The sequence below is a fragment of the Haloplanus sp. CK5-1 genome, from assembly GCF_037201915.1.
Classification (GTDB): Archaea; Halobacteriota; Halobacteria; order Halobacteriales; family Haloferacaceae; genus Haloplanus; species Haloplanus salilacus.
The window spans coordinates 326,479-338,716 of record NZ_CP147505.1 but is presented as its reverse complement, the minus strand read 5'-3'; the positions used below and the strand labels follow the sequence as shown (position 1 = coordinate 338,716).

Genomic DNA, 12,238 nt, shown 5'->3' with positions numbered 1-12,238 from the left:
ATGGCAACAGAAACCAAATCAGCGGTAGCGGCGGAGATATCGAGCGGTAACTGGCAGGCTGGCGTGGTCGGCGGCGTGGTCGGCGCGTTGGCGATGGGTGGTCTCGTTCTCGCGATGAACGCGCCGACGCTCGCGGTGGCGATTCCCTCGCTGTACGCGCTCGCGCCGCCTCCGAACCCGGGATTGGGGATGGTCGTCCACGTCTCCCACGGCGCGGTGCTCGGCGTCGCGTTCGCGGCGGCCGTCGGCGCGCTCGATCCGAAATCGACCGGGAAGGTCGTCGGTCTGGGTGTCGCCTGGGGCGTCGCGACGTGGGTCGTCCTGGCGGCGTTGCTCATGCCCCTGTGGCTGAGCGCCGTCGGCTCGCCCGCCTCGCCGCCGTTCCCCAACTTCGCGCCGCCCTCGCTGCTGTGGCACGTCGTCTACGGCGGCGTCCTCGGCGGCGTCTACGCCGCGACGGCCGACGCGCTCTGAGCGCGGTCGACAGCGACGAACACGGCGGACGCGGCGATTCGGCTCCGGCGGTGTCGGTAGGCGGAGGCTTCGGAGCGCCGTAGTCGGGGAAATCCACGCTCCGTGCGGTCTATGGGGCGGCCAACGACGCCGGACGCCAGAGGGTTTTACTTCGGGCACGCGCAACTGATCCCCGTGGCAGACACGGCGGGACACGAGCGGTTCTTCCCCTACGACGAACCGTACCCGAACCAGCGGGGGGCGATGGATCGGATCGCCAACTCGCTGGCCCGCGGGCAGGACGTACTGATGGAGGGCGCACCGGGGACGGGCAAGACGCTGTCGGCGCTCGTACCCGCCCTCGCACACGCCCGCGACGAGGACCGGACGGTGGTCATCACGACGAACGTCCACCAGCAGATGCGCCAGTTCGTCGAGGACGCCCGCGCCATCGCACGCGAGGAACCCATCCAGGCGGTCGTGTTCAAGGGGAAGGCGTCGATGTGTCACCTCGACGTGGGGTACGAGGAGTGTCGGAGCCTCAAGGAGACCACCCGCTCGCTGGTCGAGGCCGAACGGGACCGCAAGGAACTCGCCGAGCGGAGCGACGCCCTCCTCGACGACGTACGGGCGGGCGAGGAGGAGGCCGCCGAGGCCCGGACGGCCGTCGTCGACGAACTCGAAGGGCTGGAGGAGGAGATCGAGGAGCTCGAGGCGGCGAACGTCTGCGAACACTACCGCGCGAACCTCACCCGGAACACCGACGAGTTTCGGGAGTGGCTGTTCGAGGACGTACGCACACCCGAAGAGATCTACGCCTACGCCGACGAACGGGGGCTCTGTGGCTACGAACTCCTGAAAGAGGGGATGGAGGGGATCGACCTCGTCGTGTGTAACTACCACCACCTCCTCGACCCGTCGATCCGCGAGCACTTCTTCCGGTGGCTGGACCGCGATCCCTCGGAGGTGATCACCGTCTTCGACGAGGCCCACAACATCGAGTCGGCGGCCCGCGAACACGCCACGCGGACGCTCTCGGCGCGGACGCTGGAGGGGGCACTCGCGGAACTCGACGACGCCGACGACTCGCGGGCCGAGAGTGCGCGGAACGTGATCGAAGCGTTCCTGACGGGACTGGAGAGAGCCGTCGACGACGCACTCGGCTTCGGGGAGCGCGAACAGGTCGGCGAGGAGTGGCACGACCTCGACATCGCCAACGACGACCGCCGGGACGACCTGACGCTCGGCTTCCTCGACGCCTACGAGGGCGACGGGATCGACGCCGAGATCGACCTCGCGCTCCAGTTGGGCGAGGCGATCGACGAGGCCCACGAGGAAGCGTACCGCCGCGGCGAGACGACGACACGAAAGGAGTCGTCGACGCTCCAGGCGGCGGGGTTCGTCGCCGACTGGATGGGAAAGGGGACGGACAGCGGCCGTCACCCGATGGCGGCGGTGCGGCGCGACCGTGGGACCGACGAGGTGTACGGCCGCGCGGAACTGTACACGGCGATCCCGCGGGAGGTGACCGAAGGGCTGTTCGACGAGGTGGCCGCGAGCGTGCTGATGAGCGCGACGCTTCGTCCGTTCGACGTGCTCTCGGACGTCCTCGGACTGGAGTCGCCGGCGACGCTCGCCTACGGGTTGGAGTACCCCGAGGAGCGCCGACGGACCTACGCCGTCGAGGGGCCGGCACTGTTCGCGAGCGACCGCGACGACCCCAAAACGCAGGCGACGGTCGCGGAGACGCTCGCCGGCGTCGTCGGCGTGACGCCGGGCAACACGCTCGTCTTCTTCCCCTCGTACGCGGAGGCCGAGCGATACCACGACCGCCTGAGCCTCTCGGACACCTACCTCGACGAGGCTGGGACGCCGACCGAGGCGCTCCGCCAGCGGTTCGTCGACGCCGACGGCGCCGCCCTGTTCACGTCGCTGTGGGGCACGCTCGGCGAGGGGGTGAGCTTCGACGGCGACGACGCCAGAACCGTCGTCGTCGTCGGCGTGCCCTACCCAAACCTCTCGGCGCGTCTCGAGGCGGTGCAGGACGCCTACGACCGGGAGTACGGCGACCGAACCTCGGACGCAGGCTGGCGGTACGCCGTCGAGATTCCGACGATCCGCAAGACACGACAGGCACTGGGACGGGTGATTCGCTCGCCCGAGGACTTCGGCGTGCGCGTCCTCCTCGACAAGCGTTACACGCGCGCCGCCCGCGACATGGGGAAGTACGGGGTCCGCGACTCGTTCCCGCCGGAGGAGCGCGACGAACTCATCGACGTCGCTCCGGAGAAACTACAGTTCGCGATGCTGAACTTCTACGCCGACCTCGACGCCTACGACGGCGACCCGCCGACGCCCTAGGGTCTCCGAAACGCATTTTCTGCTGTCGCCGTTCGATCCTCGTATGCGACGAGGCACACACGCCATCGTCGTGGTCCTCGTACTGTTCGGTGCCGGCTGTGCGGGGCTGGCACCCGAAGCCACACCCACCCCCTCCCCACAGGCCACGGAGACACCGACGGCCACGCCCCCGCCGACGACCACACCCGACCCCGTCGGCGTCGAGTACGTCGTCCGCGCGGGAACGGTGCCCGACGACGTCGAATCCGTCACCGTCACCTTCCAAGTCGTCTTCGTCGAGCGACGCGACGATATGGGGCCGTGCTGGCGGGAGACGTTCTCCGGGCCGTACAAGCCGACGGTGACGCCCATCCGACCGCCGAGCGGCGACTGTCACCGGTCGGCGCCGATCACCCTCGGCCTGACCGAGGTCGACGGCGAGCGCTCACTGGACCGAGTCACCGCGCCCGGTCGGTTCGACGCCGGGCACGCCCTCGTCGTGACGAACGTGACGGCGACGTACGAAAACCGGACGGCCGTTCGCGGGATGCGGATCGACGAGCGCGCGTCGGTGGTCGAGGGGTCGCCGGCGGGTCCCTACCGCGTTCGGCTCTCGGTCGCGTCGTATCTCGACGACGACCGGCCCTACGACTACTGGTTCGTCGCCGAGCGCGAGGGGTGAGCGGCCACGTCCTTATGTCGGTTCCGTCCTAACGGCCCGCGATGCCCCAGAAGCCTCGGTCGCGGCCACCCGGTCCCAGTGGGGAGCCGCTGTTCGGCAACAGCAGGCAGTACGCGAAGGACCCGTTCGGCTTTCTGACCGCCTGCGAGGCGGCGTACGGCGACGTGGTGCGGGTCGACCTCGGACCGATGGAGACGTACGTCCTCACCGACCCGGAAGAGATAGAGCGGGTGCTGGTTGGCGACCACGAGAAGTTCCGGAAGCCGGAGTTCCAAGACGACGCGCTCGGCCGTCTCCTCGGCGACGGCCTCCTACTGAGCGAGGGGGAGACCTGGCGAAACCAGCGCGACATCGCGAACCCCTCGTTCGACATGTCGCGACTCGCCGGCATCGCGGAGACGATGAGCCGCCACGCGACCGAGGCGGTCGACGAGTGGGACGACGGCAAGCGGATCGACCTCGAAATAGAGATGGCGCGGCTGACGGTGCGGATCATCGCCGACGCCATGCTCGGAGTCGACCTCTCCGAGGAACGGGTGCGGACGATCCAGGAGACGCTCGAACCCCTCGGCGCGCGGTTCGAACCGGACCCGATCCGCTTTATCACGCCGGACTGGCTCCCCACCCGCGGCAATCGCGCCTACGAGGACGCGGTAGCGCGACTGGAGGGCGTGGTCGCGGACATCGTCGCGGAGCGACGGGGAACGGAGGGCCACGCCGACGACGACGACCCGCCGATGGACCTGCTGTCGGCGCTGTTGCGTGCCCAGAACCGCGGCGACCAGACCGACGAGCAGATCCGCGACGAGGTGATGACGATGCTACTCGCGGGCCACGACACGACGGCGCTGACGCTCACCTACGCCAGTTACCTGCTCTCGGAACACCCGGCGGTCGAACGGCGCGTCCACGAGGAGCTCGACGCCGCCCTCGACGGCCCGCCGACGTTCGCCGACACCCGCGAGTTGACGTATCTCGACCGGGTGCTGCAGGAGACGATGCGGCTCTACCCGCCGGTGTACGTCATCTTCCGCGAGCCGACGGTGGACGTGAAACTCGGGGGGTACCGGGTGCCCGCCGGATCGGCGGTCATGTGTCCCCAGTGGGCCGTCCACCGGTCGCCCCGGTGGTGGACGGATCCCGAGGCGTTCGACCCCGACCGCTGGGAGCGCGACCGGGCCGCCGACCGCCCTCGCTTCGCCCACTTCCCCTTCGGCGGCGGGCCGCGGGCCTGCATCGGCCGACAGTTCTCGCTGTTGGAGGCGAAGCTCATTCTCGGGGTCGTCGGGCAGGAGTTCCGCCTGCGCTACGACCGTGACCGGCCGTTCGACCTCCGGGGGTCGCTGACGATGCACCCGGAGAACGGGATGCCGATGCGGGTCGAACGGCGCTAGGGCCGTGGGAGTGAGACCGTCCACGCCGCCTCGCGCCGGGTGCGACTCCAGAGGTCGAGCTCCGACACCGTCCACGTAACCGGGTCGGAGTCGGTCCCGCGGAGTCGGACGAGGGCGTCGTGGACCGCCGCGGCGTCGCCGCCGCGGGCGAGGGTGACGTGCGGGACGTACGCCTCGCCCTCCAGGTCGTCGTCGACGGCGCCGAACGCCTCGACCAGTCGGGCGTGGAGGTCGTAGAGTCCGGGGCTCTCGACGGCGAGGTAGACGACCGGGCCGGGGCCGTGGGTCGGCGTCTCGAAGGCGTCGATCCCCGTCACCGTCGCCTCGAACGCCGGGGCCGGCGAGAGCGCGTCGCGGAGGCGCTCCCGGAGGCGGTGGTAGCCGTCCTCGTCGGCCTCGAACCGCTTGCAGACGAGGCTGTGCCGGTCGCGGATCCGGTCGAACGCCGTCAGTTCGGGCAGCAGGTCGGCCGCGAGGCGTTCGACACGACCCGGGACCGGGACGTTGAGGCTGTACACGTCGACCCCTGACGCGGCGCGGAGAAGAGGGTTGCGGGGCAGGTCAGATGCGGTCGAGCAACCAGAGGACGATCAGGACGACGACGACGAGGCCGATGAGGTCCGGGAGGAAACCCAGCAGGCCGAAAAAGAGGTCGAATACCTCACCCGCGATTCTGAGAACGAGCCAGACGACCACGAGGACGAGGACGAGTTTCAACAGTGACTCCACGTCGAGGGAGGCGCGGTTCATGGCCTGAGGTGGGTGCGGTCGGAGGAAAAGGGTAGCGGCTGTTCGGACGACTTTTCACACGCCGACCGCGAGGAACCGTCGTGATCCCGCTCGTCCACGACTTCGAGGGCGAAGTGGTGCTGATCTTCGGCGGCGGACCCGTCGGCGCGCGGAAGGCGCGGCGCTTCGCCGAGGAGGCACGGGTCGTCGTCGTCAGCCCGACCTTCGCCGACGAGGCCTTCGGCGGGAGCGAGTTCGTCCGCGCCGCGCCCGACCCGGCGGACGTGCCGGCGTGGATCGAGGCCGCCGACCCCGCACTCGTCGTCGCGGCCACCGACGACGACGTCCTCAATGCCGCGGTCGGGCGGGCGGCGAGCGAGGCGGGCATCCTCGTCAACCGCGCGGACCGGAGCGGCGGCCGGGAGCGGGGGAGCGTCGTCGTCCCCGCAACCGTCGACGATGGTCCGGTCGGCGTCGCCGTCACGACCGGCGGGACGAGCCCCGCGGTGAGCCGGCACCTGCGCCGGGAACTGGAGTCGACGGTCGCGGGCGCGGGAGTGGTGGCGACGGTCGTCGGCGACCTCCGAGGGACGCTCAAAGCGCGGTCGATCGATCCCGAGCGCCGCCGCGAGGCCGTCCGCGCCGTCGCTGCGTCCGACGCCGTGTGGACCGTCGCGCGGGAGAGCGGCGACGAACGGCGGGTCCGCGAAGTCGCCGATCGGGTGGTCGCCGAGGCGCTGGACGGCTGATCACCAGTCGACACTCAGCGTGCCGTCACCCTCGGGGTCGGGAGCGAGCTCTTCGTCGGTCCGGCGGTCGATCACGTGGATGACCCCCCTGCCCTTCTTGGCCGGGCAGACCTCCGCAGCGCGGACGTTGTGGGCCAGTTCCTCCTCGCCGACGTAGTAGGTCCGGGGGCGCGCCAGCCCGGTGTCGAGGTCGAGGTCCCAGTTCGACGACACCTCGGCGCACTTGCCGGTGCCGATGCACTTGTTGGCCTCGAAGATGACCTTGTACGGTTTGGTCTCGACGGGCGGGGCGCCGTCGCCGCCGACTTCGCTCGGCCGGATGACGTCGTCGTCGCTCATGGGATGCGTAATCGAGGCGGGCTGTTAAACGGGCGGGTCAGAACGCCCGGAGGTCGTCGAGGACGGCCGCGGCCGACCCGTCGTCGATGGCGTCGCGGGCGGCGTCGAGGCCCGACTCCAGGGAGGCGGCGTCGCCGCCGGCGTAGATCCGGAACGCGGCGTTGAGGGCGACGGCGTCGCGCCAGTGGTCCGTGCGGTCGCCCGCGACCACCTCGCGGGTGAGGCGGGCGCTGTCCCCGGCAACGTCGGAGACTTCGAGGTCGTCCTCCTCGAAATCCATGCCGTAGGCCGCGGTCTCTATCTCGTAGTCGTCGAACTCGCCCGAGGCCGACCAGTCGGCCACCTTGGTGTAGCCGGGCCGGATGTCGTCGTACCCCTCCATCCCCTGGAACATGACGACGCGATCCAGACCGTGGAACTCGCACCGGTCGAACGTCTCGACCACCTTCTTCGCGAAGGCGAGGTGGTAGAAGGAGCCGAGGTGGACGCTCGCGCCGGCGGGGTTGGCGAGCGTCTCGACCGTGTTGACGAACGTGCGGACGCCCATCCGGTCGCGTCGGTCGAACAGGGCGTCGACGGCGGGGTTGAACGCCGGCTGGTAGTAGAAGCCGAAGCCGACGTCGTCGACCATGTCCGCGGAGTCGCGGGGCGAGAGTTCGGTCGCCACGCCGAGTTCGTCGAGGACGTGTTTGTACGCGTCCTGTTTCTGCGTGGGGACCCGGTCGCCGGAGTGGGCGACGACGGGCGTACCCGCGGCGGCCGCGACGACGCCAGCGGCGACGCCGAGGATCGCGGTCCGACCCTTGCCGTCGTAGTTGGCCCCGCAGTCGACGGGGTCGGCGTCGGGTTCGGCGTACTCGACGCGATCGCACATCTCGTCGACGAAGGCGGCGAGTTCCTCCGGCGTGTTGTGCTTCCAGCGGTTGGCGAGCCAGAACGCCCCGAGCGTCGTCGGATCGGGGTCGCCGTCGAGGATGCGACGCATGGCGTCGCCGGCCTGCGCACGGGTCATGTCCTCTGCGGATTTCGTCCCGGAGCCGACCACCTCGGTCATCAGGCGCTCGAGCGGCCACGAGTCGTCCGAATCGCTCACTGTCGGTTCACCTCCGCGACTTCGAAGTCGGTCGTAAAAGGGCCGTCGGCCACCGTGTCGCTCGCGTCGCCCGCGCCGAGGCAGTGTGCGACCGTCTCGCGGACGTCGACGACCTGACCGACGACGGTGACGGCAGGGGGGTCGATCCCGGCGTCCCGGGCGCGGTCGACGATGGTGTCGAGGGTCCCCGTGACGGTTCGCTCGTCGGGCAGGGTCGACCGCTCGACCATCGCGACGGGTGTCTCGGGGTCGACACCCCCCGCACGGAGGGCGGCGGCGTTGTCGGGGAGGCGGGAAACGCCCATCAGGATCACCAGCGTCCCACCGGCGGCGACGAGGTCGGAGAGCGCGCCCCAGTCGAGGGCGCTGTCGGCCTTCGAGGGGTCCTCGTGGCCGGTGACGACCGCGAGCGTCGAGGCGTGGTCGCGGTGGGTCGGCGGGATGCCGGCGCCCCCGGGCGCGGCGATGGCGCTGGTGATGCCCGGGACGACTTCGAAGGGGACGCCGTGGCGCGCGAGGTGTTCGGCCTCCTCGCCCCCGCGGGCGAAGATGGTCGGGTCGCCGCCCTTGAGGCGGACGACGTCGTTGCCCGCGCGCGCCTCGCGGACGAGGTGGTCGTTGATCTCCGCCTGTGGCGTCCGCTCGCCGTCGGCGCGCTTGCCCACGTGTTCGACGCGGGTGGCGTCGGGGATCGATTCGATCACGCCGTCGCCCACGAGCGAGTCGTGGAGGACGACGTCCGCCTCGTCGAGAAGCCGTCGGGCCTTCACCGTCATGAGTTCGGGGTCGCCCGGGCCGGCCCCGACGAGATACACCGTGCCGGTGGTCGTAGTACTCATCGTTTGGGAGTGTCGAGGTGGTTCGATGCCTGTTCGGTCGGGGGGTCACGGGCCGCGTCGGCCGGCGGTGGGGCGGTGCCGTCGGCGCCGAAGCCGGCGTCGAAGAGCGTGGCGGTCGGTGCCCGCGTCCGGTCGGTCATCTGTCCTCGGTATCGTCCACACGCTCCGCGGCCTTTTGTAGTTCGGTCGCGAGGGTGCGCGCCTCGTCGGCCGAGAGGCCGACCCGATCCGCGTGGGTCGGGACACCGTCGAGTTGCGTGTTGTCGAGTTCGAGTTCCAGCGTGACCTCGTCGGGGTCCTCTCGGGGCGTCCGCACGTTCAGCGTGGCGAAGGCCTCCTCCTCGAAGCCGTGCCCCTCCACGCTCCCGTCGAGGAGGTCGAACGTCGTGAAGGCGTTGACCTTCAGCACGCGGTCGGCCATGCTAGTCGTCCGAGGGGAGCGGCTGATCGTTGGGGTCCGTCGGCGCGGGCGAGGCACCCATGTCGGTGTCCTCGGCGTAGGGGTACCACGTCATCTTCGTGTTGCCGAGGTAGGGATCCTCGTAACTCGTCTCCTCGCCGTCGGCGAGGGCGGCGAGTTCGTCCTCGTCGCGTTCGGCGACGAAGTCGCGGAAGGACTGCTCGGAACTCTCGCGTTCCTCCTCGAACGCCTCAAGCAAGTTGGCGATGTAACCGGGCACCTCGTCGGCGGGGACACGCATCTTCACCCAGTCGGCGAAGGTCGGGTTCTCACCGAGGCCACCGCCCAGGCCGACGTCGAACGCCTCGACCGCGTCGCCGTCCTTCCGCGTTTTCATCCCGCGGAGACTGATGTCGGCGATCTGTGGCTGGGCACAGGAGGCGGTACAGCCAGAGAGGTGGATGTGGAAGTCGGCGACGCCCTCGGGGAGGGAAACGTTGTCCCGGAGCCACCGCCCGTACCGGACCATCCGGTTTTTCGTCTCGACGATGGAGAGCGAGCAGTACTCCGTCCCGGTACACGCGATGGACCCGCGCATGAACGGGTGGGGGTCGGGCGAGTGCTCGTCGAGGAGGTCCTCGGCGAGGAAGTCGTCTAGGTCCTCGTCGGCGATGTCGCCGACGATGACGTTCTGGCGCTGGGTCAGCCCGATCATCTCGGAGCCGTACGCCTCGGCCATATCGGCGAGGTCGATCACGTCGTCGGCGTTCATCCGACCGACGGTGACGTAGAGGCCGACGAAGTTTTGACCGTCGCTCTGGTCGTGGACGCCGACGTAGTCGCCGTGGGTGTCCGAGCGGCCGGCGTTGTAGTCGTACTCGTCGCGGAGCCCCTCCCCGGCGGTCGGGAGTTCGTAATCCATGTACTCCTCTTGCAGAACCGAACGCATCTTCTCGGGCCCCCACTCGTCGACGAGGAACTTGATGCGTGCGTTGAAGCGGTCGTCGCGGTCGCCGTAGTCCCGGAAGAGCGCGGACATGCCCGCGGCGACGTCCGCGGCGTTCTCGGGGCGGCAGAAGACGTCGATGTCGCGGGCGAAGCGGGGCTCCTTGCGGGAGAGGCCGCCGCCGACGTTGACGTTGAACCCCTCTACCTCCTCGCCCTCTATCTCCTTGATCGCCGGTTCGAAGGCCAGGTCGTTGATGTCGCCCTGACCGGAGCCACGGCGGTCGCCGGTCATGGCGACCTTCCACTTCCGGGGCAGGTTGGCGTAGAGGTCGTTGCCCTTGAACGTCTCGTGGAGTTCCTGCACGACGGGCCAGACGTCGACGAGTTCGTCGGCATCGCGGCCGGCGACGGGAGAACCGACGATGTTGCGCCACGAGTCGCCACACGCCTGAATCGTAGAGAGACCGACCGACTCGAGTTCGTCCCAGATGTCGGGGATGTCCTCGACTTTGATCCAGTGGAGTTGGATCGACTGCCGGGTCGTGAAGTCGGCGTACGCCGAGCCGAACTCGGGGTTGTCGACGGGGCCGGTGGCGTAGTCGCGCGCCACCTCACCGACGGTCCGGAGTTGTTCGGGCGTCATCCGGCCCATCGGCGTCCCGATGCGCATCATGAAGTAGCTCTCCTGTCCCTTCCGCTGGTGGTACAACCCCCACCACTTGAACCGCTCGAACCACGCGTCGTGTTCGTCGTCGGGGATCGCGTCCCAGCCCTCCTCCGCGAATCGGAGGAGGTGGTCGCGTATCTCCATTCCGTAGGTTTCGTCTTTCCAGCGCTCGACCTTGGACGGCATGATACCGTCATAGAGTGGACCCGAACGTATATACCGTCGGTCCCACCGCCAGCCTTCCCGCCTCTCCGGGGAGGAGACAATTGTTGCCGCTATATCGGAGCCTCAGGTCGTCGGTTCGGGACGCGTCCGACGGCGCGGGAGGTGGACGCTCTCCGGCACGACGGGTCTGAACTCCCCGGTTCTCGGATCGACGCGACCGAGCGTCAACCAGTCGGTGACGCCCTCCTCGCCACACTGGATACACCGGCCGGCGATCCGTCCCTCGACGTTCGCGCCGTCGGCACCCACTTCGACGAACCCCTCCGCGAGGAAGTCGGCGAGACGGCAGGCGCAGAAATCGTGGGCTGCGAGGCGCCAGAGGTCGCTCACGTTCACCTCGCGGGAGTCGTTGACACTGACCCATGCCCCGTCGTCGAGTTGGTGCACGTCCGTCGTCACGGGCGTCGCTTGTACCCCGACGGCGGTAAGGCCGTCGTCGTGGGCGACGATTGCCGGTCGTCGGACACGGTAGGACCCCCCTAATCGACCGACCCCAGTCGATTTCCGCCGTATCGGTCCGTCAGGGATACCGGAAAGCCCCGCCTCAATGTGGGAGAACGGGTAGCCATTACGCCTGAACGCGGCCTTATACGTGTACACGGCCTACCGGTGTTCGATGAGCGAGAACAGTAAGACCGTGAGCCGGTCGTCGGACGCAGACGCCGATCGAGATGCCGCCGAAGAGCGAAACCACCTCTCCGACGTCGAAGCCGGCGCGGGCTGTACGGAAATCTGGGAGCATCTGAGCGAGACCCGCGACGGCGCGGACCAGGACTGAAACCGGAGCTACGGCTTTTGACGGCCGCGTGTCGACCGACTCGGACGAGCGACCGGGAGCCGAGAGTATATGAGTGCCCCCGCTCAACGGCCGACGAGGAATGTTCGACGAGATCATGGAGAAGTTCGAGGGGAGCCCGAGTCAACAGGCGGTGATCCGGCTTCTCCTCGAGCGGGGGTTCTCCGTCAACGACGAGGGACGGGTCGTCTCCGGCGGCATCGAGATCCCCAACACGGGGATCGCCCGCGAGATCGACGTCGACCGCCGGGTAGTCGACTCGACGACGAACGCCATCCTCGACGACCCGCAACTCCGGCGGATCTTCCAGAACATCACGGCGATCCCGAGCCTGATGGATCTGGCCCCCGTCCTCGATCTGACGGTGCTGACGATCTGGGTCGACGACGAGACCGAATCCGGCATCGTCGCCGACGTGACGGCCGCCATTGCCGAGCGCGACATCTCCATCCGCCAGGTGATCAGCGAGGATCCCGAGTTCGTCGACGACCCCAAACTCTACGTCATCACGGACGCCGACCTTCCGGGTGAGCTCTTGGTCGGGATCCGCGAGCTGCCGTACGTCCGCCGGGTCGAGTTCTGAG

The 12,238-nt window shown here is 69.1% G+C and carries 16 protein-coding genes; 7 read left to right on the top strand and 9 right to left on the bottom strand.

The features are described from left to right. From NBT81_RS01705 to NBT81_RS01690, 4 genes are all read left to right on the top strand, one after another. Positions 1-474, top strand: a complete 474-nt coding sequence (locus NBT81_RS01705) for a DUF6789 family protein (protein ID WP_338740605.1) — start codon at positions 1-3, stop codon at positions 472-474. 174 nt (positions 475-648) lie between these two features. Next, complete coding sequence (locus NBT81_RS01700; RefSeq protein ID WP_338740603.1) at positions 649-2,814, top strand: ATP-dependent DNA helicase; 2,166 nt, start codon at positions 649-651, stop codon at positions 2,812-2,814. Between the two features lie 43 nt (positions 2,815-2,857). Further along, positions 2,858-3,475 carry a hypothetical protein gene (locus NBT81_RS01695; RefSeq protein ID WP_338740602.1) on the top strand — a complete coding sequence of 206 codons (618 nt, stop codon included), beginning with the start codon at positions 2,858-2,860 and terminating at the stop codon, positions 3,473-3,475. A gap of 41 nt (positions 3,476-3,516) precedes the next feature. Further along, positions 3,517-4,869: a cytochrome P450 gene (locus NBT81_RS01690; RefSeq protein ID WP_338740601.1), complete on the top strand. Its 1,353-nt coding sequence runs from the start codon at positions 3,517-3,519 to the stop codon at positions 4,867-4,869. Here the strand turns inward: NBT81_RS01690 and NBT81_RS01685 are convergent. Together NBT81_RS01685 and NBT81_RS01680 are read right to left on the bottom strand one after the other, a co-directional pair. Then, positions 4,866-5,387 carry a 2'-5' RNA ligase family protein gene (locus tag NBT81_RS01685; RefSeq protein ID WP_338740599.1) on the bottom strand — a complete coding sequence of 174 codons (522 nt, stop codon included), beginning with the start codon at positions 5,385-5,387 and terminating at the stop codon, positions 4,866-4,868. The genes NBT81_RS01690 and NBT81_RS01685 overlap by 4 nt on opposite strands. A 43-nt stretch (positions 5,388-5,430) precedes the next feature. Continuing rightward, a complete protein-coding gene (locus NBT81_RS01680; RefSeq protein ID WP_338740597.1) occupies positions 5,431-5,619 on the bottom strand; it encodes a DUF7554 family protein in 189 nt (62 codons plus the stop codon). Between the two features lie 80 nt (positions 5,620-5,699). Between NBT81_RS01680 and NBT81_RS01675 the strand changes: the two genes are divergently transcribed. After that, on the top strand, positions 5,700-6,347 hold the full coding sequence (locus NBT81_RS01675; RefSeq protein WP_338740596.1) for a bifunctional precorrin-2 dehydrogenase/sirohydrochlorin ferrochelatase: 648 nt from the start codon (positions 5,700-5,702) through the stop codon (positions 6,345-6,347). Here the strand turns inward: NBT81_RS01675 and NBT81_RS01670 are convergent, their stop codons facing one another. The 7 genes from NBT81_RS01670 to NBT81_RS01640 all read right to left on the bottom strand — a co-directional run bounded on the left by NBT81_RS01670 (position 6,348) and on the right by NBT81_RS01640 (position 11,257). Beyond that, complete coding sequence (locus NBT81_RS01670) at positions 6,348-6,686, bottom strand: ferredoxin (RefSeq protein ID WP_338740593.1); 339 nt, start codon at positions 6,684-6,686, stop codon at positions 6,348-6,350. It lies immediately after the preceding gene. A gap of 37 nt (positions 6,687-6,723) precedes the next feature. Further along, positions 6,724-7,740, bottom strand: a complete 1,017-nt coding sequence (locus NBT81_RS01665) for an anthranilate phosphoribosyltransferase (RefSeq protein WP_338742471.1) — start codon at positions 7,738-7,740, stop codon at positions 6,724-6,726. 35 nt (positions 7,741-7,775) lie between these two features. After that, on the bottom strand, positions 7,776-8,618 hold the full coding sequence (gene cobA, locus NBT81_RS01660; RefSeq protein WP_338740591.1) for a uroporphyrinogen-III C-methyltransferase: 843 nt from the start codon (positions 8,616-8,618) through the stop codon (positions 7,776-7,778). After that, on the bottom strand, positions 8,615-8,758 hold the full coding sequence (locus NBT81_RS01655; protein ID WP_338740589.1) for a hypothetical protein: 144 nt from the start codon (positions 8,756-8,758) through the stop codon (positions 8,615-8,617). The genes cobA and NBT81_RS01655 overlap by 4 nt, the downstream gene beginning before the upstream one ends. Next, entirely contained in the window at positions 8,755-9,039 is a 285-nt protein-coding gene (locus tag NBT81_RS01650) for a DUF6360 family protein (RefSeq protein WP_338740588.1), read from the bottom strand. The genes NBT81_RS01655 and NBT81_RS01650 overlap by 4 nt, the downstream gene beginning before the upstream one ends. A 1-nt stretch (position 9,040) precedes the next feature. Further along, entirely contained in the window at positions 9,041-10,819 is a 1,779-nt protein-coding gene (locus tag NBT81_RS01645; RefSeq protein ID WP_338740587.1) for a ferredoxin--nitrite reductase, read from the bottom strand. A gap of 102 nt (positions 10,820-10,921) precedes the next feature. After that, positions 10,922-11,257, bottom strand: a complete 336-nt coding sequence (locus NBT81_RS01640; RefSeq protein WP_338740586.1) for a hypothetical protein — start codon at positions 11,255-11,257, stop codon at positions 10,922-10,924. A gap of 217 nt (positions 11,258-11,474) precedes the next feature. Between NBT81_RS01640 and NBT81_RS01635 the strand changes: the two genes are divergently transcribed. Both NBT81_RS01635 and NBT81_RS01630 read left to right on the top strand, forming a co-directional pair. Further along, positions 11,475-11,636, top strand: a complete 162-nt coding sequence (locus NBT81_RS01635; protein ID WP_338740585.1) for a hypothetical protein — start codon at positions 11,475-11,477, stop codon at positions 11,634-11,636. A gap of 100 nt (positions 11,637-11,736) precedes the next feature. Then, a complete protein-coding gene (locus tag NBT81_RS01630; RefSeq protein ID WP_338740583.1) occupies positions 11,737-12,237 on the top strand; it encodes an amino acid-binding protein in 501 nt (166 codons plus the stop codon). Position 12,238: the final 1 nt, after the last annotated feature.

What these genes read in the sequence shown, in the direction of transcription:
- NBT81_RS01695 (WP_338740602.1), top strand. Translation starts at nt 2,858, where the DNA reads ATGCGACGAGGCACACACGCCATCGTCGTGGTCCTCGTACTGTTCGGT.
- NBT81_RS01690 (WP_338740601.1), top strand. Translation starts at nt 3,517, where the DNA reads ATGCCCCAGAAGCCTCGGTCGCGGCCACCCGGTCCCAGTGGGGAGCCG.
- cobA (WP_338740591.1), bottom strand. Translation starts at nt 8,618, where the DNA reads ATGAGTACTACGACCACCGGCACGGTGTATCTCGTCGGGGCCGGCCCG.
- NBT81_RS01665 (WP_338742471.1), bottom strand. Translation starts at nt 7,740, where the DNA reads ATGACCGAGGTGGTCGGCTCCGGGACGAAATCCGCAGAGGACATGACC.
- NBT81_RS01635 (WP_338740585.1), top strand. Translation starts at nt 11,475, where the DNA reads ATGAGCGAGAACAGTAAGACCGTGAGCCGGTCGTCGGACGCAGACGCC.
- NBT81_RS01645 (WP_338740587.1), bottom strand. Translation starts at nt 10,819, where the DNA reads ATGCCGTCCAAGGTCGAGCGCTGGAAAGACGAAACCTACGGAATGGAG.
- NBT81_RS01670 (WP_338740593.1), bottom strand. Translation starts at nt 6,686, where the DNA reads ATGAGCGACGACGACGTCATCCGGCCGAGCGAAGTCGGCGGCGACGGC.
- NBT81_RS01630 (WP_338740583.1), top strand. Translation starts at nt 11,737, where the DNA reads ATGTTCGACGAGATCATGGAGAAGTTCGAGGGGAGCCCGAGTCAACAG.
- NBT81_RS01680 (WP_338740597.1), bottom strand. Translation starts at nt 5,619, where the DNA reads ATGAACCGCGCCTCCCTCGACGTGGAGTCACTGTTGAAACTCGTCCTC.
- NBT81_RS01705 (WP_338740605.1), top strand. Translation starts at nt 1, where the DNA reads ATGGCAACAGAAACCAAATCAGCGGTAGCGGCGGAGATATCGAGCGGT.
- NBT81_RS01650 (WP_338740588.1), bottom strand. Translation starts at nt 9,039, where the DNA reads ATGGCCGACCGCGTGCTGAAGGTCAACGCCTTCACGACGTTCGACCTC.
- NBT81_RS01655 (WP_338740589.1), bottom strand. Translation starts at nt 8,758, where the DNA reads ATGACCGACCGGACGCGGGCACCGACCGCCACGCTCTTCGACGCCGGC.